The sequence below is a fragment of the Brevibacterium sp. UCMA 11752 genome, from assembly GCF_021532235.1.
GTDB classification, from domain to species: domain Bacteria; phylum Actinomycetota; class Actinomycetes; order Actinomycetales; family Brevibacteriaceae; genus Brevibacterium; species Brevibacterium antiquum.
This window is the reverse complement of record NZ_JACBOS010000003.1, coordinates 991974-1012364: the sequence shown is the minus strand read 5'-3', so window position 1 is coordinate 1012364 and position 20391 is coordinate 991974. Positions and strand designations below refer to the sequence as shown.

General features: G+C 63.5%; 20 protein-coding genes. 13 read left to right on the top strand and 7 right to left on the bottom strand.

Features of this window, described 5'->3' with window-relative positions:
* Positions 1 to 88 precede the first annotated feature (88 nt).
* The gene (gene recQ / locus HU144_RS04575) at positions 89 to 1924 is read left to right on the top strand and encodes a DNA helicase RecQ (protein WP_235350321.1); all 1836 of its coding nucleotides are present in this window, start codon (positions 89 to 91) and stop codon (positions 1922 to 1924) included.
* Positions 1925 to 2247: 323 nt separating this feature from the next.
* Here recQ and HU144_RS04570 read toward each other — a convergent pair whose 3' ends face one another.
* The 3 genes from HU144_RS04570 to HU144_RS04560 form a co-directional block, all read right to left on the bottom strand.
* Positions 2248 to 2841 carry an OsmC family protein gene (locus tag HU144_RS04570; RefSeq protein ID WP_235350320.1) on the bottom strand — a complete coding sequence of 198 codons (594 nt, stop codon included), beginning with the start codon at positions 2839 to 2841 and terminating at the stop codon, positions 2248 to 2250.
* 145 nt (positions 2842 to 2986) lie between these two features.
* Positions 2987 to 4585, bottom strand: a complete 1599-nt coding sequence (locus HU144_RS04565; protein WP_235350319.1) for an SLC13 family permease — start codon at positions 4583 to 4585, stop codon at positions 2987 to 2989.
* 64 nt (positions 4586 to 4649) lie between these two features.
* The gene (locus HU144_RS04560; RefSeq protein ID WP_235350318.1) at positions 4650 to 5132 is read right to left on the bottom strand and encodes an Lrp/AsnC family transcriptional regulator; all 483 of its coding nucleotides are present in this window, start codon (positions 5130 to 5132) and stop codon (positions 4650 to 4652) included.
* Positions 5133 to 5260: 128 nt separating this feature from the next.
* Here HU144_RS04560 and kynU point away from each other — a divergent pair, with 128 nt between their 5' ends.
* Positions 5261 to 6544 (top strand): kynureninase, encoded by a 1284-nt coding sequence (gene kynU / locus HU144_RS04555; RefSeq protein ID WP_235350317.1) that lies wholly within the window; start codon positions 5261 to 5263, stop codon positions 6542 to 6544.
* Positions 6545 to 6616: 72 nt separating this feature from the next.
* Here the strand turns inward: kynU and HU144_RS04550 are convergent, their stop codons facing one another.
* On the bottom strand, positions 6617 to 7891 hold the full coding sequence (locus HU144_RS04550) for an MFS transporter (RefSeq protein WP_235350316.1): 1275 nt from the start codon (positions 7889 to 7891) through the stop codon (positions 6617 to 6619).
* Positions 7892 to 8030: 139 nt separating this feature from the next.
* Between HU144_RS04550 and HU144_RS04545 the strand changes: the two genes are divergently transcribed.
* Both HU144_RS04545 and HU144_RS04540 read left to right on the top strand, forming a co-directional pair.
* A complete protein-coding gene (locus HU144_RS04545; RefSeq protein WP_235350315.1) occupies positions 8031 to 8615 on the top strand; it encodes an isochorismatase family protein in 585 nt (194 codons plus the stop codon).
* Between the two features lie 19 nt (positions 8616 to 8634).
* Positions 8635 to 9057, top strand: coding sequence for an OsmC family protein (locus HU144_RS04540; protein ID WP_101557472.1), 423 nt, complete (start codon positions 8635 to 8637; stop codon positions 9055 to 9057).
* A 53-nt stretch (positions 9058 to 9110) separates the two neighbouring features.
* Here HU144_RS04540 and HU144_RS04535 read toward each other — a convergent pair whose 3' ends face one another.
* The 3 genes from HU144_RS04535 to HU144_RS04525 all read right to left on the bottom strand — a co-directional run bounded on the left by HU144_RS04535 (position 9111) and on the right by HU144_RS04525 (position 11375).
* Positions 9111 to 9974 carry a PPK2 family polyphosphate kinase gene (locus HU144_RS04535; protein ID WP_096168481.1) on the bottom strand — a complete coding sequence of 288 codons (864 nt, stop codon included), beginning with the start codon at positions 9972 to 9974 and terminating at the stop codon, positions 9111 to 9113.
* A 57-nt stretch (positions 9975 to 10031) separates the two neighbouring features.
* The gene (locus HU144_RS04530; protein ID WP_235350314.1) at positions 10032 to 10715 is read right to left on the bottom strand and encodes a trimeric intracellular cation channel family protein; all 684 of its coding nucleotides are present in this window, start codon (positions 10713 to 10715) and stop codon (positions 10032 to 10034) included.
* A gap of 159 nt (positions 10716 to 10874) precedes the next feature.
* Positions 10875 to 11375: an OsmC family protein gene (locus HU144_RS04525; RefSeq protein ID WP_096146109.1), complete on the bottom strand. Its 501-nt coding sequence runs from the start codon at positions 11373 to 11375 to the stop codon at positions 10875 to 10877.
* A 125-nt stretch (positions 11376 to 11500) separates the two neighbouring features.
* On the opposite strand from HU144_RS04525, the gene HU144_RS04520 reads away from it, so the two are divergent.
* The 9 genes from HU144_RS04520 to HU144_RS04480 all read left to right on the top strand — a co-directional run bounded on the left by HU144_RS04520 (position 11501) and on the right by HU144_RS04480 (position 20364).
* The gene (locus HU144_RS04520) at positions 11501 to 13117 is read left to right on the top strand and encodes a molybdopterin-dependent oxidoreductase (RefSeq protein ID WP_235350313.1); all 1617 of its coding nucleotides are present in this window, start codon (positions 11501 to 11503) and stop codon (positions 13115 to 13117) included.
* Positions 13118 to 13378: 261 nt separating this feature from the next.
* Positions 13379 to 14056: a fasciclin domain-containing protein gene (locus HU144_RS04515; RefSeq protein ID WP_235350312.1), complete on the top strand. Its 678-nt coding sequence runs from the start codon at positions 13379 to 13381 to the stop codon at positions 14054 to 14056.
* 130 nt (positions 14057 to 14186) lie between these two features.
* A complete protein-coding gene (locus tag HU144_RS04510) occupies positions 14187 to 14816 on the top strand; it encodes a sigma-70 family RNA polymerase sigma factor (protein WP_235350311.1) in 630 nt (209 codons plus the stop codon).
* Positions 14813 to 15697 carry an anti-sigma factor gene (locus tag HU144_RS04505; protein WP_235350310.1) on the top strand — a complete coding sequence of 295 codons (885 nt, stop codon included), beginning with the start codon at positions 14813 to 14815 and terminating at the stop codon, positions 15695 to 15697. The genes HU144_RS04510 and HU144_RS04505 overlap by 4 nt, the downstream gene beginning before the upstream one ends.
* A gap of 164 nt (positions 15698 to 15861) precedes the next feature.
* On the top strand, positions 15862 to 17196 hold the full coding sequence (locus HU144_RS04500) for a histidine kinase (RefSeq protein ID WP_235350309.1): 1335 nt from the start codon (positions 15862 to 15864) through the stop codon (positions 17194 to 17196).
* Between the two features lie 3 nt (positions 17197 to 17199).
* A complete protein-coding gene (locus tag HU144_RS04495) occupies positions 17200 to 17850 on the top strand; it encodes a response regulator (RefSeq protein ID WP_101557467.1) in 651 nt (216 codons plus the stop codon).
* A 123-nt stretch (positions 17851 to 17973) separates the two neighbouring features.
* Positions 17974 to 18861 (top strand): ABC transporter ATP-binding protein, encoded by an 888-nt coding sequence (locus HU144_RS04490; protein ID WP_143923988.1) that lies wholly within the window; start codon positions 17974 to 17976, stop codon positions 18859 to 18861.
* Positions 18858 to 20042 carry an ABC transporter permease gene (locus tag HU144_RS04485; RefSeq protein ID WP_235350308.1) on the top strand — a complete coding sequence of 395 codons (1185 nt, stop codon included), beginning with the start codon at positions 18858 to 18860 and terminating at the stop codon, positions 20040 to 20042. Before HU144_RS04490 ends, HU144_RS04485 begins: the two co-directional genes overlap by 4 nt.
* A 61-nt stretch (positions 20043 to 20103) precedes the next feature.
* Positions 20104 to 20364 (top strand): GNAT family N-acetyltransferase, encoded by a 261-nt coding sequence (locus tag HU144_RS04480; protein ID WP_235350307.1) that lies wholly within the window; start codon positions 20104 to 20106, stop codon positions 20362 to 20364.
* Positions 20365 to 20391: the final 27 nt, after the last annotated feature.

The window sequence follows — 20391 nt, the reverse complement described above, 5'->3', positions numbered from 1 at the left end:
TTGTTGTCACTGACGAAGCACCGACACCACACGTGGGCTCCGCGTACGAAGTTCGGCCGAGTCAGCACCGTCCACTAGGCTGGAGCGCATGACCTCGGCACCCACAACCTCCCCGCTCGACGTCCTCCACGATGTCTTCGGCTATGACGAGTTTCGGGGTCAGCAGCAAGCGGTCGTTGATCAGATCGTGGGCGGTGGTGACGCGGTCGTGCTCATGCCCACCGGCGGTGGAAAGTCTCTCTGCTATCAGATACCGAGCCTCGTCAGGCCCGGCGCTGGCGTCGTGATCTCTCCGCTGATCGCGCTCATGGCTGATCAGGTCGCCGCCCTGGAGAACCTTGGTGTGCGGGCGGCTTACCTCAACTCGACCCTCGACTTCGAGGAAGCGCAGAACGTCGAGCGCGCACTCCTTGCCGGTGAACTCGATCTGCTCTACCTGGCACCTGAACGCCTCGTCCTGCCGCGCACAATGGCGCTGCTCGAACGTGCACAGGTCGCTTTGTTCGCAATCGACGAAGCCCACTGCGTTTCACAGTGGGGCCACGACTTCCGCAGCGACTACTTGGGCTTGGGAGTGCTGGCCGAACGGTTCCCTGACGTTCCACGCATCGCACTCACCGCCACGGCCACTCCCGCCACGCATGCCGAACTCACCGAGCGACTTCACCTCGGCGATGCCCAGCATTTCGTCGCCAGCTTCGACCGCCCGAACATCACCTATCGCATCGAGCCGAAGCAATCTGGCCGCTCTCAGCTCATCAACTTCATCACCACCGAACATTCCGGTGACTCGGGCATCGTCTACTGTCTGTCCCGGCGCGGTGTCGAACAGCTCTCCGAGGCGCTCATGGCCCGAGGAATCAACGCCCTGCCCTATCACGCAGGGCTGCCGTCCGAAGTGCGCGCCGATCATCAGGCCAGGTTCCTCCGCGAGGACGGCGTGGTCATGGTCGCGACGATCGCCTTCGGCATGGGTATCGACAAACCCGATGTCCGCTTCGTCGCCCACCTCGACCTGCCGCGCAGCGTCGAAGGCTACTACCAGGAGACCGGTCGCGCCGGACGTGACGGGCTGCCGGCCGATGCGTGGATGGTCTACGGTCTCGGCGATGTCGTCTCCCAACGCCGGCTCATCGAGTCGGGCGACGGCGATCGCACCTACCAACGGCGCGCGATGTCGCACCTCGACTCCATGCTGGCCCTGTGCGAGACCGTCGATTGCAGGCGCGTGCAGCTGCTGCGCTACTTCGACGAGGAATCAGATCCCTGCGGCAACTGCGACACCTGCATCACTGCCCCAGTGACCTGGGACGCAACGGTGGCGGTACAGAAACTCCTCTCGGCCGTCATCCGCCTCGACCGTGAACGCGGCCAGAAGTTCGGCTCGGGCCAGGTCATCGACGTCCTGCGCGGCAACGACAATGAGCGCTCCCGCGCGGCCGATCACGAAAGCCTCAGTGTCTGGGGAATCGGCGAAGACCTCAGTGAAGCGCAGTGGAAGACTGTGGTCCGCCAGGTCCTCGCCCGCGGTCTCCTGGAGTCCCACGGCGATTACGGCGTGCTCGTCGTCGGTGAGGACGCCGGCCCGGTTCTGCGCAGCGAAGTGGAAGTGTCTCTGCGTGTGGACCCCGTCAAGAAGTCCGGATCCAAGAAAGCAGGAGCCAAGCGCCGAGGCGGCCCCGAAGTCGAACTCGGGACCGCGGACACAGCCCTGTTCGAGGCTCTGCGGTCTTGGCGTGCCGATCAGGCGAAAGAGCAGAGCGTCCCCGCCTACGTCGTGTTCCCCGATGCCACCCTGTACGGAATCGTCGAAGCCAAACCGAACTCGATCAGCGAACTCGGCCAGGTCAGCGGTGTGGGCCTGAAGAAGCTCGAACGCTATGGACCCGGGGTTCTCGAGGTCCTGGAGTCCAGCACCGGCTGATCCTGACGACCGCCAGACGGCTATCGGCAACTGGGATCAGCCCTGTCCTGCGGTTCCTTGTTCTCCGAGCCACCACCGTCGAGAACCTTTGCCCGCGTGGCATCAACATCTTCACGTGACTCACGGCTCAAAGCGGTGAGCACTTGCGCGGTCGAATGCGGATCGGCGATCGGCTTATCGGTGAACTCGGGGACGACTTCGGCCCCCAGAGGGGCATAGAACTCTTTCGCCCGATTGAGGTCGGTGGTCGGAAAATTGACGAAGATCTGGGGCGTTCCTCGTCGGAAGGCAACCCGCTGACGTGGAATCAGCTGTCGTGGCGCTCAGTTCTTCTTCGTCACGGTGACGTCGATGGGCGTCGGGTTCGTGAAGATGTCGAAGACGGGGCAGTGAGCGTCGACGGTCTTCTGCAGCTCCTGGTAGGCGTCATCGCTATCGGGACCCGTGATGTCCACGGCAACACGGACTGCGGAGAGTCCTGGTCGCACCGAGTCATCGGCACCGAAGAGCCCCCGGACGTCCAGGTCGCCTTCTGCACTGACGTCGAGGCTCTCGATCGTCAGTCCCAGGTTGTGCGCGTAGAGCCGATAGACGACGATCTGGCAGGAGATGAGGGCACCGAGTGCATATTCCACGGGATTCGGTGCGACATCGTCACCGGCCAAAGGCGCCGGCTCGTCGACGGTGAAGGTGTGCTTTCCAGCCGTGATGACCGAGGACACGGAGCCCTGAGCGCTGCCCTTGGCGGAGAAGTTCAGCTGTGCGTTCTTCGCCGAGGCGGCGATCCGTTCGTTCCAGGCCTGCCCAGCCGCGGTGAGGCGCTCGGCCCGATCCTCGGGTCTGATTGCGACGGTCGAACCAGCGGTGGAGTCTGCGGTACCGGCGGAGTCTGCGGTGGTGGCGGTTGTGACGGTCATGGGACGTCTCCTTCGATTGAGTGGTCCCCAGACTAGGAAGCCCAACCGATCTCCCGGAGCGCCCTCGTCAGATTCCGACTCAGACCGTCATACCCCCGCCATACGACGACGCATATCGACACATCGGCTGGCAAGGACGAACGAACTAGAAGGGCCAGATGAGGGGGACATAGAGGACGGCGATCCCCAGATAGACGACCATCAGCGGCACTCCCAGTTTCCAGTAGTCGCCGAAATGGTAACCACCGGCCCGCATGACGATGAGGTTGCCGGCAGTCGCCACCGGGGTGATGAAGGAGGCTGCCCCGCATACGGCCAAGCCCATCATGAAGGGTTGGATGCTCGCCCCGGTGCTCCCGGCAATGGCGATCGCGATCGGCAGCATGACCAGCACAGTGGCCAGGTTCGACATGAATTGTCCGAGCACCATGGAGATCACGCAGATGACGAGGAGCGCCAGATACGGCGACGCCGCACCGAGGTTGCCCAGGACGAGATCGGCGACGATATCGGCGGAACCGGTGTCGACGAATGCACGGGACAGGGGAATCATTCCTCCGACCAGGATGACAATGCTCCACGGAACGGCCCTGTACACCGTCGGCAGTCTCACCACCTTCGTGACGATCAGTGCCCCGGCCGCGAGCATGGTGGCGATCGCCGTCGGCACAACCCCGGTGACCAGCAGCAGTATCATCGCCGCGAAGATGAAGAGGGTGCGCTTGTACTTCCGGCTCAGAGGCACGGCACGCTGCAGCGACTGCGGCGGAGTCACCGCGATGACATCCTGCGAAGCCGCATACCGTTCGAGCGCCGCCCACGGTCCCTGCACGAGCACGGCGTCACCCGCCCGAAGCTCGAACCTCTCCTCCGCTTCCTCGGTCTCCTCCGACTCGCGCACCAACGGACCGGCGTGGTCCCCACGACGAACGCCGAGGACGACGAGTCCGTCATCTGGTGTGGTCATGCCGGGCAGCACATGACGGCCGATCAGGGAGGAGTGGGGAGCAACGAGCACCTCGGCGACACCCTCTTCGACGGTGTACAGCGCGCCAGCGCTCACATCCATTCGATAGTCCTCGCGGAGGCGCTTCGCATGGGCGGTCGGATCCGGTGAGGCAATCGACTCCGGGCTTCTGTCGGGAAGCAGCCGATCGCCGGCGAGGAGGACGATGAGAATCGTGATGACGACCAGAGGAATGCCAGCCAGGGCGAATTCGAAATAGCCGAACTGGCGCCCTCCGTGATCGCTGGCTGCCTGTGAGACGACGATATTCACCGGCGATGCGGTGAGTGTGAGCACCGAACCGCCGCTGGCGAGGAAGGCGAGCGGAATGAGCATCTTCGACGGCAGCATTCCCGCCTTCTTCGTCACGATGACGACCACGGGGAGCAGGGCACCGACCGTTCCGCTGACGCTGATGAACGCGCCGAGCACCCCAGCGGCGACGCCGATGACGAGGACCAGACGTGTTCTGCTGGTGCCGGCTCGGTTGACCACGAAGTTCGCGAGCCAGGCGGTGATTCCCGACGCCTCGAGCGACTCGATGACGATGAACAGCGAGACGATGAAGACCACGGTCGGATCAGCGAAGCCCTCGAACACTTCGGGCAGGCTGCGCACGCCGGTGGCCCACAGTGCGAGGACCACGCCTCCGGCGACGACGGCAAGCGGCACCTTTGAAGAGATGAAGGCGATCATCGCCGCACCTAGGATGATGAAGGTCCAGGTTGCCGGTTCCACGCTCACAGCATAGCCAGTGCTCAACAGCAGAGACTTTTCGTCTCAGGAACGGTGCTGCTGTGCTTCAGGGGCAGTGATGCCCGAACACGAGGCTCGTCTGAGTATGGGCGATCCTCGGATCTGAGAGATGCTCTGCGATGAAGGAATTCAACCCGGTCGGATGGGCGGTGGCGATGTGCACAAGCAGGTCTCGCTCCCCCGAGACTTGGAAGACGTCGAGGGTCTCTGGTGCCCGGAGAAGTCCAGCGATGACGTCGCTCATCTTCGACCGCCCGACCGGGGACATCCGCACCGAGATCATTCCGAACACGTGCAGACCGAGCGCTTCGAAGTCGATCTGGGCATGAAATCCTCGGATGATCCCCCGCGACCTCAGAGCACTGACGCGCCCCGAACATGTCGACGGAGCCAATCCCACTCGGGCGGCGAGATCCTTGTTGGAGATCCGGGCATCGGAGCTGAGCTCGCGCAGAATCGCAAGGTCCACCTCGGCGAGGTGGGAATCGTTCGCTTCAGAACGATGATCGATGATCAATTCCGAATTCACCACAAGAATCGCTCCCAGTTTCCGTCTTCTGTTCGGATGTGTTCGATGATATCCGTGATCTGAGTATTCTGTGAGGAGATCCGCAACCAGCAGCACCGGCCCCATGCACGCTCCGACGAAGGTGACCAATGACGAGCCCCGAACACAGCGCCCCACATGATCGCACCGACTGCGAACGCCTCGATGCCGAGGATCCGCTGCGCGGCTTCAAGGACGAGTTCATCCTCCCCTCGGACACGATCTACCTCGACGGGAACTCACTCGGCCCGCGGACGAAGGGCGCGGCCGAGCGTGCTCAGGAGGTCATCGCCGACGAATGGGGCACAGGGCTCATCCGCTCCTGGAACACCGCGGGGTGGTTCGATCTGCCGGCGACGCTGGGCGAGAAGGTTGCGGACATCATCGGCGGTGGGACCGGCAGCACCGTCGTCACGGACACCACCTCCATCAACCTGTTCAAGGCCGCCTCGGCCGCACTGAAGATGCAGGCCGCAGATGCACCCGAGCGTCGGGTCATCCTCACTCAGCGAGAGAACTTTCCCTCCGACATCTACATGCTTCAAGGCCTGGCCGAGCAGCTGGATGCCGGATACGAGGTGCGTCTCGTCGATGACGCCGAGGTGACCGCCGGGTTCCCGAACACGATGACCGACGAGGTGGCTCTCGTCGTCCTCACCCACGTGAACTACCGCACCGGCCGGCTCTTCGACATGGCCACAACCACCTCGGCGATCCATGACGGCGGGGCCATGGTGATCTGGGACCTGTGCCATTCGGCAGGCGCCCTGGAGATCGACCTGGCCGGGTCGAGTGCGGACATGGCCATCGGGTGCACCTACAAGTTCCTCAACGGTGGGCCGGGCTCTCCCGCTTTCATCTGGGTCTGTGAGGCACTGCAGAACCGGTTCACGCAGCCGCTCTCGGGCTGGTGGGGGCATGCGAGGCCCTTCGAGATGTCGCCGGACTATGCTCCGGCCGCTGGCATTCGCCGCTACCTGACCGGCACGCAGGGCGTCGTCTCACTGGCGGTGGCCGAGCTGGGCCTCGACATCGCCGGCAGGGTCGATATGGCCGCGGTGCGGCAGAAGTCCCTGCAGCTGTCCGATCTCTTCATCGAGCTCGTCGAATCTCGCCTGGCCGCTCACCCGGTCGAGCTTGTCACCCCGCGTGAGCACGATCATCGAGGCTCACAGGTCTCGATCACCCACCCCGAGGGCTTCGCCATCATGAGTGCGCTCATCGAGCGCGGAATCATCGGCGACTATCGCGAACCCTCGGTTCTGCGGTTCGGACTGACTCCGCTCTACCTCGGCTTCACCGACGTCTGGGACACGGTCGAGGCCCTGCGCGACATTCTCGACAACCGAATCTGGGACGCTCCTGCGCACAAGGTCCGCGGCGCCGTCACCTGAGGCTCGAGGCTCGGAGCTCGGAGCTCAGTCCGTCCCGCTCCTCGCCTGAACTTCGGCCTGCTGCAAGCGCGGTCAGCCGACCGGGCGCTCGCGTCCGGCCACCGCATATGCGCCGATTCCCACTGCGCCGATCGCCAGGACCGCGCCGCCGATCGTCACGGCCTGCGGGATCGTCGCGATCGTACCGAGCACGCCGACGGTCACGCCGGAGAACGTCTGCATTCCGGGACCGAACATCGAGTAGGAGCCGATGACGCGTCCGCGGATCTCGGGCGGCGCCTCGAGTTGGATGATGGCCATCTCGGTCGACTCGGCGGTGATCTTACAGACCCCCGCAAGCACGAGGACGGTCAGCGCCAGCCACAGGTGCGAGGTCAGCGCGAAGACGATCGAGCTGGCACCGAGTCCGGCTGCGGCGATCGCTGCCGCCGCCGGGGTCGGTCGCACCCAGCCCGTGGCCTCGAGGAAGAACCCGCCGAGCACACCGCCGGCGCCGAGTGCGAAGAGCAGCAGCCCGTACGTGAAGTCACTGTCTCCGCCGGGGCCTGTCAGGAGGCCGCCGAAGACCGGCATCGCCGTCTGCAGCACGGCGCCGATCGTGATCGAGGCCAGTGCGGCCAGCAGCAGCATGCCGATGATGGAGCGGTTGTGTCGAACGTCGACGAGCACTCGCAGCGACTGCACCAGAGTCGTACGCGTCTTGTTCGGACTCCCGCTCCTGATGTGCCCGGTGAAGGGTGTGCGCATCAGGAAGATCGTCAGCGGAAGGTAGAAGACGATATTGATGAAGATGCCCCATGTCGGGCCGAAAGCGAGCAGAAGTGCCGAACCGACGACGGGCCCGAACAGGATACCGAGGCTGCGGAAGGTCGCATTCATTCGCACCGCGCTCGGCAGCTCCTTGCGGTCGACGAAGTCATGCAGCATCATCTGCTCGGCCGGTCCCCACAGGCATCCGGCCAGGCCGTGGATGACGAGCAGCACGCATGCCTGCCACAGCTGGAGCGAATCGGTGAGGAAGAGGATGCCCCAGCACAGGGACACGACCATGAACATGACCTGTCCGATCTGAATCAGGCGCCGGCAGTCGAATCGTTCGGCCAGGGATCCTGCGTAGACCGAGAGCAGGAGGAACGGCAGCCAATGGCTGATGAGCTGGAATCCCACGAGCGCCGGGGACTCGAACTTCTGCCACAGCACCCAGTACGTGATGACGTGCTCGATGTTGTCGCCCATCATCGCCAGACCCGTTCCCACCAGGTACGGAGCCGTCGCCCAGCTGCGCAGCACGCCGAAGCGGCGGGGACTGGGGGTGTTCTCGGCCGAACCGTCTCGTGTCTCGTTCACCCGCCCATTCTGGCACCACGTGCACAGGCGCCCCTTCCGCTTCCGCACCGTGGAACCCGATTCCTATTCGCCGAGGCGGCTCTGCCCTTGAGCGGGCATGTCCCCTTGGTGGAGAATCGAGGTGATCAAGGAGGATCACATGTCCACAGTTGCCGCCGCCGGAGATACATCGCTCGCGTCCACTCGTCCGAGGACCGCGCTCATCGTCGTCGATGTCCAGAACGGCGTCTTCGCCGAGAACTGGCATGCCGACGAGGTGATCGCAACGATCTCCGATCTCGTTCAGCGCGCCCGCGACACCGAGGCCGAAGTCATCTGGGTCAGACACTCTTCAGGGGAACTGCCACCGGATTCGCCGCAATGGCAGATCGTCGACGCGCTCACGCCTGCAGTGGGCGAGGCGATCGTCGAGAAGACCCATGGCAACACCTTCGAGGACACGGACTTCGAGGAGGTCCTCGCGGCCAAGGACATCGGGCACCTCGTCGTCACAGGTGCGCAGTCCGACGCATGCATCCGGTCGACGATCCACGGCGGATTCGCCCGCGGATACGACGTCACCTTGGTCTCGGACGCCCACACGACCGAGGACCTCAGTGACTGGGGTGCCCCGCCGCCGGACATGGTCGTCTCCCACACGAATCTCTACTGGGGCTTCGAATCGGGCCCCGGACGCAGTGCCCGAGTGCAGGAATCAGCAGAGGTCGACTTCACTGCGCCGTGATTCCTGGCATCATGGGTTCATGAGTGAAGACACCCGCAGCATCGAACTGACCAGGCTCGCCGAGAACCACTACCGGGCCACCGCACCGAGTGGGGCGAGCATCGAATTCGGCCGCGGTGAGGGCCTGATGACACCCGTGGAGCTGCTGCTCGCAGCCGTCGCCGGGTGTTCGTCCATCGATGTCGACACTGTGACCAGCAGGCACACGGAGCCGACGCGCTTCGACGTCTCGGCCGTGGCCGACAAGATCGACGAGGACGGTGCCTCCCGAGTGGACAACGTCCACCTCGACTTCGACCTCGCCTTTCCCGACGACGAGGAGGGTCGCAAGGCCGATTCTCGCATCGAGAGGCTCGTCGGCCTCTCCCATGACAAGTACTGCACGGTCTCCCGCACGGTCGAGCAGGAGACGAAGGTCGACTTCAGCATCCGCCGCGACTGACCTCCGGCCGCAGCTGAGCCTCACCGCGCCCGAGGGCTCCCAGAACCCGTGCCTCAGCTCTCGGCCAGCCGTTCCCGTTCGACGTCGATATCGAAGTCCGCGGCCGGCCACTGGGGGTCGATGTTCCGCAGCGCGTTCAGCAGGAGCTGCTGGATCGCCAGTCGTGCGTACCATTTGCGGTCAGCAGGGACGACGTACCAAGGAGCCGCCTCGGTCGAGGTGCGCTCGAACACCGCCTGATAAGCCTTCATATAGTCGGGCCACAGGAGACGTTCATCGACGTCACCCGGGTTGTACTTCCAGTATTTATCCGGGCGGTCCAGGCGCTCCATCAGCCGGTCCTTCTGCTCATCCGGGGAGATGTGGAGCATGACCTTGATGATGCGCACACCCGCCTCGGCGAGTTCTGCCTCGAAAGTGTTGATGGCTGTGTAACGACGCTCAATCTCTTTGCCATCGGCAAGCTCACGGACTTTGCCGATGAGCACGTCTTCGTAGTGGGAGCGATCGAAGACGCCGATCATTCCGGGGCCCGGCACGCGTGGCCGGATGCGCCACAGGAAATCATGGGAGAGCTCCTCCTTCGTCGGCGCCTTGAACGCAGCGAGCTCCACGCCCTGCGGATCAACGGAGCCGACGACGTGGCGCACGATTCCGCCCTTGCCTGCCGTGTCCATCGCTTGGAGGACGAGGAGGACCGCTGGCCCCGATTCCTCATCATGGTGGGCTGCGAAGAGTCGCTCCTGGAGGTCATCGAGCTCAGGAATGCAGGTTTTGAGGTCCTTGCGTCCGGACTTCTTGTTGCCTTCGTAGCCCGGGGTCGAACGCGGATCAACATCATCGAGTCGAAATCCTTCGCCTGCCCGCAGCAGCGGCTCCGGATCCTCGGTCCAACTCTGCGTTGTCTTCTCGCTCATGAGCTCATCTTTGCAGGCAGGATGGTCAGCGTCTATATCTGTGGTGGCTCTGCGCCCTCAGTCGGGCTTCCGGAACACCGAGGGCAGCCTCTTCATCTTCCGTTCGGTCTCCCGATACGACCACTGCCGCATCGGCTGCGGTACCCGCCACTGCAGCCTCCAGGCCAGCATTCGGAAGGTGAACGCGAGCCCGGCGACGATCAGGGACACCACGTTGTTGAGGATGCCCGTCGCATCGGCGATGAGTGTGACACCGGCTCCGAAGAGGGCGGGGATCAGGTAGAGGTCGGTGCCGGTGAAGATCGCCGGATCCTCACTGGCCACAGCATCGCGCATGAGGCCGCCGCCGCACGCCGTGAGCGCCCCCATGAGCAGGGCCGCCGGATAGGTCGCACCGGCGCCGAGGGCGATCGTCGTACCGGTGACACTGAAGATGGCGAGTCCGATCGCGTCGAAGGTCACGATCCAGATCCGGGCCCGCGAGACGTGCTTGCCGATGAGGTAGATGAGCAGGGTGGCGATGAGGGGCGGGGCCAGGTAGATCGGCTGACCGAGCGCGTTCGGCACTCGATCGAGGAGGACGTCACGGATCATGCCACCACCGATGCCGGTCATCGTCCCGAGGACCAAGCCTCCAGTGATGTCGAAGCCGCGTCTGGCGGCCAGCAGAACTCCGGATACCGCGAAGACGAAGGTTCCGGTGAGGTCGAGAGCGAGAAAGACTGCTTCCTGTACGTCCACGACTTACTTCCCTTCCGGCCCATCAACGGCGCACCCAATGCCGATCGGCCTGCGGTCAGCATTGCCGACGCCGGTTCTCCAACCTCGGCGCCTGGTCACCACTGTAGTATCAGTGCGCCGAGGTGGAGCGTGCCGTGCTCGTCCGTACAGGAATCGGACTCAGCTGAGCTGGAAGTTGTCCGGGTTCTTGTATTCCTCTATCTCGACGCTTGGACTGCCCTGCCCCTTGAGCAATTTCGAGATCGGGCACCGGGCATGGGCCCGCCCCGCGTACTTCTCCGCGTCTGCGGCAGAGACACCATCGATGGAGATATAGGCCCTGGGCACGAAGTGGAACCCGGCGTTGGACTCACCGTGCAGGTCGACCTCAACGCGAACGCGGGACTGTGCTTCAACGTCGTTAACTGCCAACACAACCTTGAGTGTCTCACCGAGACAGGTGCTCCAGGCCATGGCAAGGAACTGCTCCGGATTGCTGCCCTGATCGGTATGAGAGGTCGGTGCCGTCGACAGTGTCATACCATCTTCGACTCGCACTTCACCCGAGGTCCCGCCGAGGTTCTCGACCTTGGCCGTATAGATGGGGGCACTTGCGCTTCTTGGTTCATCCGAGTCTCCGCTTGGCGCCTGCGGCTCGGCGTATCCTGGGTTCTCAGTCATTGCACCATGCTACGTCAGCGTGACGGCAAGTTAACTGACAATTTCGTGAACGAGACGCACCCCAGGAGCGAATCTTCGCGTCCTGATCGCCCATCCGGACCGTCATCCGCTCCGAATACCTGTACATGAGAAGACCATTTCGCGCCGCCCTCGCTGGGATCGTCGCCACCCTTGTCCTGTTCGGTGCCGCCGACCTGATCGCCCGCGCGTTCGGTCCACCGGCGGCCCCCCTGCTGGCATTGGGTCAGACGATCATTCCGCTGGCACCGACCGGTCTCGTCAAACCTGTCATCGACCTCTTCGGCACCAATGACAAGCTCTTCCTCATTGTCACCACAGGTCTCGGCGCGCTGGTGCTCGGAGGGCTCATCGGATGGCTGGCCTCTCACCGGCTCCGTCTGGCGACGGCGCTGCTGTGCGTGGCCGGGCTGGTTCCCATCATCGTCATTCTCATCCGCCCCGAGTCCAGTGTCGTCGACATCATCCCGACGCTCATCGGGCTCGCACTGGGCCTGGCCGTCTTCCGTCTCCTTATGAGCTTTGGAATGAGCCGCTCTGAGAAAGGGACGGCTCCCGCAGCCCCCCGGAGGTTCCCTGCAGCTGCCCGTCCCACTGGCTCGTCTGTGCCCGAACCTTCCTCATCCGACTCGACCGAGATGCCGGCTTCAGAGCCGTCTCGTCGCCGTTTCTTCATCATCACCGGCATCATCGGGACAGTGGGCGCCGCTGCGATGGCGGCCGGACAGACTGTGGCCGCATTGACTCTGGATGCGGGAGCCGCGGTGGCCAAACTGGTGCTGCCATCACCTGCCAAGAAGGCTCCCCCGATCCCCACCTCGGCGCATCCCGATGTCAAGGGCCTTGCGCCCTTCGTCACGGACCCCAAGGATTTCTATCGCATCGACACGGCGTTGGCTCCTCCGGTCATCGATCCCGAGGAATGGTCGCTGAGGATCCACGGGATGGTCGAATCGGAGGTGACCTTGACGATGGATGATCTGCTCGACCTTCCTCTCGACGAGCACCACCTCACGCTCACCTGCGTCTCCAATCCCGTCGGGGGTGACCTCGTCGGCAACGCCACCTGGTTGGGTTACCCGGTGCGTGAGCTGCTGCGCCGGGCGAATCCGAACAAGGATGCAGACATGGTGCTTTCCCATTCGATCGACGGGTTTTCGGCCTCGACACCGATCGAAGCCCTCACCGATGGCCGGGATTCCCTGCTGGCTGTCGGAATGAACGGCAGTCCGCTTCCTCCCGAACACGGCTTCCCCGCCCGCCTCGTCGTTCCCGGACTCTACGGTTTCGTCTCAGCCACCAAGTGGGTCACCGAACTCGAAGTCACTCGATTCGATGAGAAGACCGCCTATTGGACTGATCGGGGGTGGGATGCCAAGGCGCCCATCCTCGTCGCGTCCAGGGTCGAAGTGCCGAAGCCGTTGGCCAAGGTGCCTGCCGGTGATGTGGCCGTCGCTGGCACGGCATGGGCGCAGCGCAGCGGCATCAAGCGAGTCGATGTGAAACTCGACGACGGTGAATGGACCTCGGCAGAGCTCGGCGACGAGGTCAACATCGATACCTGGCGCCAGTGGAAGACGGGGTTCAGCGACGTCGATTCCGGATTACATACCGTCACGGTTCGTGCGATCGATCAGGACGGAAACGTCCAGACTCCGAAGCGCAGGAAGTCCATTCCCAACTCCGCGACCGGTCACCACCACATCCAGTTCAGTGTCGAGTAGAACGATCCGCAGTCACGAACCTGACCACACCGCCACGGCCCCAGACTCTCCATTCAAGCGGAGACTGGGGCCGATCTGCGCAGGTCAGAGGAGATCACAGAGGACTCCGTGAAAAAGAATTCCTCAGAATCTTTGAGTTTCACCCATCCAGAACCAGACGGGCTGCGAATACCAGGTACACAGCGAGCAATGAAGGCAACTTCAAAGCTGTGCGCTGATACGCACCACCGTTGATGCACCACCTCAATTAGGAGAAGAACGATGAAAACGCTGCTTCGCACTCGCACCACCACCATCCTGGCCGCTGGCGCGATCGGTCTTATGGCTCTGAGCGGCTGCTCGGACATGGGCTCCGACTCCGAGTCCGGTGATACCGAGACCAAGTCCAGTGATACTGCAGAAAGCCCTGCTGCATCGGAAGAGTCGGGCGACGACGCCATGGCCGGCGGGGATCTCGTCGGACCGGACTGTGCCGCCTACGCCGAGGCCAATCCCAAGGGCGGCGGATCGGTCGAAGGAATGGCACAGGATCCTGTCGCCACAGCGGCATCGAACAACCCGATGCTCAAGACCCTGACCAAGGCCGTTTCGGGCAAGCTCAATCCCGACGTCGACCTCGTCGACACTCTCAATGGAGACGAGTTCACCGTCATCGCACCCACCGATGATGCCTTCGGCGACGTACCCAAGGACGACCTGGATGCGCTGGCCAAGGATTCGGACATGCTGACCAAGGTTCTCACCTATCACGTCATCCCAGGAAAACTGGCCCCCGACGAGATCGCCGGTGAGCACGAGACCGTCGAAGGCTCGAAGGTCACGATCTCCGGCGAAGGTGACGACCTCAAGTTCGACGATGCCGGCCTGGTCTGCGGCGGAGTCGCAACCTCGAACGCCACCGTGTACATGGTCGACAGTGTGATGATGCCCTCTAAGTGACATCTGGGCTTCACGGGGCAATGGCCAAGGACCGACTCCAACGAATCGGATCGGTCCTTGGCCACCACCTTTTTCACGCGATGTGTGGACAACTGAAGAACAGAAGCCAATCAAATGACATGATTGGTCAATGAGTTCAGATGATCCTTCGGCTCCAGCCTATGGGCCACCGGGAAATAATGCCCGAGCGTCAGACGGCACCATCACCGCAGCAACAGACCCAAGCAGCGACCAACTGCTCAGGATCGCCACCGGTGACAGGTCCGCATTCGAGGAACTCTTCGTGGCACAATCCCGAATCCTGATGGCCGTGATCCTGCGGATCGTGAGAAGTCAATCGCTCGCCGAGGAGGTGCTCCAGGAGTGCTTCACCGAAGTGTGGACCCGGTGCTCCGGGTTCGACCCGCAACGCGGGACTGGCAGGGCATGGCTGATCACGCTGTGCCGCAGAAGGGCAATCGACTGCGTACGCAGTGTCCAGGCCCAGCAGAATCGCGACTACGCCGATGGCCTGAGGTCGTCGGCGGAAGAGGGGGAGCAGGTCGAGCAGACGGTCATCGATCGATCCGAGGCAGACAGAACCGTCACGGCGTTGCAGATCCTTCCCGATCACCAGGCACAACCGATCGTCATGGCCTTCTACCAGGGCCTGACCCACGCTGAGATCTCAGAGAATCTCAAGGTGCCCCTCGGTACCATCAAGTCACGAATAAGAGACGGAATGAAGAAACTGCGAGAAGAGTTGGAGGTAAGTCGATGAACACCGATCGTGACTATCTGGCTGCCGGACTGGCTCTGGGCGGACTCAGCGAAGCTGAGCTTGCCGAGGCACAGACTCTCGCAGACACAGACACCGATTTCCGTTCCGAGGTCGCAGCATATGCCGACACCATGGCGCTCATGGCCGAATCCGAGGCAGAAGCGTCTGAATCGTCAGCCACAGATGCCCCAGAACCCATCAGCGCAGCCACCCGGAACGCTATTCTCGCCATCCCGAGCACACATGCTCAAGAGGATGCGGCCGCAAACCCACAGGGCTTGGATCAGGCTGAGTCTGAACAGCAGCAGGCTCAGTCCTCTGCACCGACTCAGCTCAACGCCCCGGCTCAACCCGCATCGCAGACAGACAGCCAGCCGTCCTCGGACGTGCCACCGCCCGCCGACCTGGCCGAACACCGTCGGAAGCGCCGCCCCTGGGTGTCGATGGCTGCCGCCGCTGCCGCTGTCATCGTCGCCGCCGGTGTCGGAGTGAGTTCCTGGCAGAAGCAGAACGAGCTGGAAGACGACCTGGCAGCTGCTCAACAACAGCTCGACGACTCCGCTCGTCTCATGGAAGCCGGCGATCTGAAAACCAGCACTGCAGAGCTGCCCGAGGGCGGATCGGTCACTGTGGTCTCGTCCGAGAAGGAACAGCTCATTCGCCTCAGTCCTCGCGACGTCGAAGTCTCTCCATCAGGAAAATCCCTGCAGATGTGGGTGATCGGCGATGCGGGCCCCGAGAGTGTGGGGCTGATGACGAAAGCACCGGTGACCATCGCCGATGAGCCTTTCGCCAAAGGAAGTCTGTTCGGCGTCACTGTGGAACCCAAGGGCGGTTCGGACCAGCCGACCACCGATCCGATCGTGGCGATCGGCCTGTAGGCATGGAGGCGTCCCGCAGACGCCAAGGGCCTTCGCCGAGGTGCTTGGAGGCATCGGCGAGCGAACTTGACCAGCCACGCCTCCACCCCGCGCCGGAGACTGCACGCACCAGTTCCCCACAGCGACGGATACCGCTGGCACGTGCGGCTGTCTAAGCTGGAGTGATGACAGAGAGTGCGACATCGTTGAGGCCGACGCGGGGCGATTGGTACATCGTCATCGCCTTGGCCGCCCTGTCGATCGTCTTCGCAGTGCTCTATTCGGCAACTGGCCAATGGCCCTTCAAGGCTCCGCTGTGGGTACTGTGCCTGAGTTCGATCCTCGTCACAGCTCCTCTGTTCCTCCGGCGGCGATACCCGAGTTGGGTCGCCTGGGCGCAGGCCGTCGTCTTCGTCACCGCCCAGGTCCTCGGTGCCATGGAGCCGCAAGCCGCGCAATTCATCCTCTTCATGGGCGTGTACTCTGTGGGCGCATGGCAGGTTGACCGCCGAAGAGCATTCGTCTCCCGGCTCCTCCTCTGCGTGGCGATATTCGTCTATATGTTCGTGTCGATGATCATGCAGTTCGGTGCGGTGGGCGATATGACAGTCCTTCAATTCGCAGCAGCTTCGGGAGTCAACTTCCTCATCAACGTCGCATTCTTCGGCGGCGCCTGGCTCTTCGGCAACCGGGCATGGAAGCAGCGACAGCTCATGTCTGAACTCCGGGCAGCCAATGAAGAGGTCCGCGCCCAAGAGCGGCAGCTGACCAGCCAAGCTCTCGATCTTGAGCGGGTGCGCATCGCTCGTGAACTCCACGATGGCATCGCCCACCACATCACCGGCGTCGGCATCCACGCCGCAGCCGCCCGTCGCAGCCTCGAGAAGAACCCCGACAAGGCCCGAGAATCCCTCAAGACCATCGAGTCCTCCACCCGAGAAACCGTCGATGAACTGCGTGCGCTCGTCTACACCCTCCGGGACACGGACGACGCGAGCACCGGTGAGCACAACACGAAGGGCAACCCCGGCCTCGGCGACATTCCCGAACTCGTCGACGCCTCACGTCGATCGGGACAGCAGGTCGACGTTGTCACGATCGGTGAGCCGAGACCGCTGACGCCGATCACGGAGATGTCGATCTACCGGGTGATCCAGGAGTCCCTGACCAACTGTCGTCGTTATGCGGGATCGCACGCGGAGGTGGATGTCCGCCTGCGGTACGGCACCAGCAATCTCGAAGTCGAGATCAGCGACACCCGGTCTCCCGGCGGGCTCCACGAGGAATCGCACCCCGACTCCGAACCTCCGGCGAAGCAACCGGGCCTGGGCCTCGGCATCATCGGCATGCGCGAACGGATGAGCGCCATGGGCGGCTCCCTCGAAGCCGGTCCGAAGTCCCGTGGCGGCTGGCTTGTACGGGCACAGATCCCCTACCCTCGGAGCCTCGCCGACCCCGATGCCGACGTCGCCGAGCACCCAGCTGCTTCCTCCATCACCGACTCCACAGCAAAGGCCTGAACCGTGATCCGAGTCCTCCTCGTCGACGACCAGTCGATGGTCCGCACCGGCTTCCGCACGATCCTCGAGAGCGAGGACGGCATCGTTGTCGTCGGGGAGGCTGAAAACGGTCAGGTCGCGATCGACCGTGCGCTCGAGCTCGCGCCGGATGTGATCTGCATGGACGTCCAGATGCCTGTCATGGACGGGCTCGAATCCACCGCGGAGATCGTGCGCCGAGGAGCGGCCGGCGCTGTCCTCATGCTCACCACCTTCGACCGCGACGATTTCCTGTTCCAGGCGCTGGCCGCTGGTGCCAGCGGATTCCTGCTCAAGACCGCCGAGGCGGAGCAGCTCATCGACGCGGTCACCGCGCTGGCGGGCGGCGATGGGCTCCTGTCTCCCGAGGTGACCCGACGCGTCATCGAACGCTCCGTCCGCAGCACCGTCACCACCACCTCGGCAGCTCCCGAACTGGAACTCCTCACCGACCGGGAACTCGAGGTCCTCCACCTCGTGGCCAAGGGGCTGAGCAATTCCGAAATCGCAGGAACGCTCTTCGTCGGCGAGGCCACCGTCAAGACACATGTCTCCAACCTGCTGACCAAGCTCGACATCCGCGACCGCATCCACGTCGTCATCTTCGCCTACGAGAACGGACTCGTCGGGAGCTGAAAGGTCTCATTCCCAGTGTCAGACTTCTTCCCAGGGTCAGAATTCGACCTCCCCCACACTGCCGATGCCGAAATAGCCCGAACGACGGATTCGCATCGGCGCGGCACCGCATAGGTTTGAGTCATGATCACCTTGGACTCGATTTCACGCAGCTTCGGCGACAAGCAGGTTCTCCACGACCTGTCCTTCAGCATCGGCTCGGGCAGGATGACAGGATTCGTGGGCTCCAACGGATCCGGCAAGACGACGACCATGCGCATCATCCTCGGCGTACTCGCTGCCGACTCCGGTCGCATCACCGTCGACGGCGAAACCATCACCGCCGCACATCGCAGTGCGATCGGGTACATGCCCGAGGAGCGGGGCCTCTACCCGAAGATGCCGATCATCGATCAGCTCATCTACCTCGCGCGCTTCCACGGTCTCAGCCGCCATTCGGCCCGTCGTCGCGGACTGGAACTCCTCGAGCAGCTTGACCTGGGCGGCAGACCCAGCGACAACCTCGAGGCCGTCAGCCTGGGCAACCAGCAGAAGGTCCAGATCGCTGCCGCGCTCATCCACCGCCCGCGCGCCCTCGTGCTCGACGAGCCTTTCTCCGGACTCGACCCGGTCGCCGTCGAACGCACCCTCGAGGTCCTCAAGGATTTCGCCGACACCGGTGCACCCGTCCTCTTCTCCAGCCACCAGCTCGACCTGGTCGAACGCCTCGTCGACGACCTCGTCATCATCGACGGCGGCCGGCTTGTTGCGGGCGGCACCGCCGATGAGCTGCGGCGTCAGCGCAGCACACCTGAGTGGATTCTGCAGACCGATTCGGACATGGGCTGGGTGCGCGAGATCCCCGACATCCGAGTCGTCGAATTCGACGGCAACTGGGTGCGCTTCGCCGCACCGAACGCCGATATCGCCGAGGCGGTCCTGCACCAGGCCATCACCGTGTCCTCAGTGAAGTCATTCGGCCCGCACGCCGTCGCTCTCAACCGACTCTTCCAGGAGGTCACGCAGGCATGAGCACCCAACAGGATTCGAACTCCGTCGACACGAGCTCTGCCGCCACGAACGCCCCCAAGAAATCCGGATTGGCGACGACAGCACAGACACAGCGTGCCAGCTTCACCACCGCCATCGGTCTCGTCATCGAACGAGAGGTCATGGTCCGCCTGAAGTCCAAGGCCTTCATGGTCTCGACGCTGCTGAGCATCGTCCTCTTCGGAGCGCTCGTGGCAGTCTCCGGGTCACTGCCCTCACTGTTCTCCTCCACGGACAAGGTGGCGGTCACCTCGGCGGGAGCGCAGGCTGTTGAAGGAATCGACGGGATCGAACTCGTCTCCGTCGACAGCACGGATGAGGCGAGGACCATGGTGACATCCGAAGAGGTCGCGGCCGCCGTCGTCGAAGACCCTGCGTCCCCTGTCGGTGTCACCGTCATCGCCGAACGCTCCGCACCCGAGTCGCTGACCGGCGCTCTCAGTCAGGTGCCCACCGTTGAACTCCTCGACCCGCACGCTCCGGATCCGGGGCTCACGTACCTGATCGGGTTGGGCCTCGGGCTCGTGTTCTTCATGTCGGCGGTGACCTTCGGGACAACCATCGCCTCCTCAGTGGTGGAGGAGAAGCAGTCACGGATCGTAGAGATCCTGCTCGCCTCCACCTCGGCGAGGGTGCTGATGTTCGGCAAGGTTCTCGCGTGTTCGATCCTCGCCTTCGCACAGATAGGCCTGACTGCGCTCTCCGTCCTCCTCGGGGCCGCCATCAGCGGAAACGACCTGGTGCTCGGCAAGGTCACGGAACCGATCGGCTGGTTCATCCCGCTCTTCATCGTCGGCTTCGTCATGATCGCCTCCCTCTACGCCGCGGCCGCTTCGATGGTCTCCCGGACGGAGGACCTGGGCTCGACGTCCAGCCCGATCATGATGCTCATCTTCCTGCCCTATATGGCCGTCATCCTCTTCTCATCCAACGAGACGGTGATGGCGGTGATGTCATACATCCCCTTCTCCGCAGCGGTCGCGGTCCCGATGCGCGTCTTCCTCGGCACGATCGAATGGTGGGAGCCGCTGGTCTCCCTCCTCATCCTTGCGGTGACCACGATCCTGGCTCTGCTGCTGGCGACCCGGATCTTCGAACGTTCCATTCTGCAGTCTGGCCCGAAGGTGTCGTGGAAGCAGGCACTGAGCAGGTCGAAGGGCTGATTGGGGGTGCCCTGCCTGCAGCTACCCGAACCTGCAAAAGCCCACCGCCTGCACTGTGCTTTTGTCGGTTCGGGTATCTGCGGCGGCAGGTCCACCGACCACTGATCGCCTACACCTGCGTGCGTATCGAGAGTCCGACGCCGAGGCGCTGCTGCCCGTGATGTCACGTGAGGACATCTCCGAATTCCTCCTCTTGGAACCGTGGACCGCCGAGGTGGCCCGAACTGAGGTCGCCAAGCGCATCCCCCGCATCGGGCTGGAGACCGAATGGACCGACACCCTCGTGTTCGGAATGCTCGGCAGCGACCGGCAGTCGGCCTGAGCATCGCGGGACTCACAGCTGCGAAGT

Bases quoted from the DNA above. Each gene is read 5' to 3' on its own strand.
- recQ (WP_235350321.1), top strand. From the start codon at position 89: ATGACCTCGGCACCCACAACCTCCCCGCTCGACGTCCTCCACGATGTC.
- HU144_RS04490 (WP_143923988.1), top strand. From the start codon at position 17,974: ATGATCACCTTGGACTCGATTTCACGCAGCTTCGGCGACAAGCAGGTT.
- HU144_RS04535 (WP_096168481.1), bottom strand. From the start codon at position 9,974: ATGAGCGAGAAGACAACGCAGAGTTGGACCGAGGATCCGGAGCCGCTG.
- HU144_RS04510 (WP_235350311.1), top strand. From the start codon at position 14,187: ATGAGTTCAGATGATCCTTCGGCTCCAGCCTATGGGCCACCGGGAAAT.
- HU144_RS04525 (WP_096146109.1), bottom strand. From the start codon at position 11,375: ATGACTGAGAACCCAGGATACGCCGAGCCGCAGGCGCCAAGCGGAGAC.
- HU144_RS04515 (WP_235350312.1), top strand. From the start codon at position 13,379: ATGAAAACGCTGCTTCGCACTCGCACCACCACCATCCTGGCCGCTGGC.
- HU144_RS04540 (WP_101557472.1), top strand. From the start codon at position 8,635: ATGAGTGAAGACACCCGCAGCATCGAACTGACCAGGCTCGCCGAGAAC.
- HU144_RS04485 (WP_235350308.1), top strand. From the start codon at position 18,858: ATGAGCACCCAACAGGATTCGAACTCCGTCGACACGAGCTCTGCCGCC.
- kynU (WP_235350317.1), top strand. From the start codon at position 5,261: ATGACGAGCCCCGAACACAGCGCCCCACATGATCGCACCGACTGCGAA.
- HU144_RS04500 (WP_235350309.1), top strand. From the start codon at position 15,862: ATGACAGAGAGTGCGACATCGTTGAGGCCGACGCGGGGCGATTGGTAC.
- HU144_RS04545 (WP_235350315.1), top strand. From the start codon at position 8,031: ATGTCCACAGTTGCCGCCGCCGGAGATACATCGCTCGCGTCCACTCGT.
- HU144_RS04505 (WP_235350310.1), top strand. From the start codon at position 14,813: ATGAACACCGATCGTGACTATCTGGCTGCCGGACTGGCTCTGGGCGGA.
- HU144_RS04570 (WP_235350320.1), bottom strand. From the start codon at position 2,841: ATGACCGTCACAACCGCCACCACCGCAGACTCCGCCGGTACCGCAGAC.
- HU144_RS04520 (WP_235350313.1), top strand. From the start codon at position 11,501: ATGAGAAGACCATTTCGCGCCGCCCTCGCTGGGATCGTCGCCACCCTT.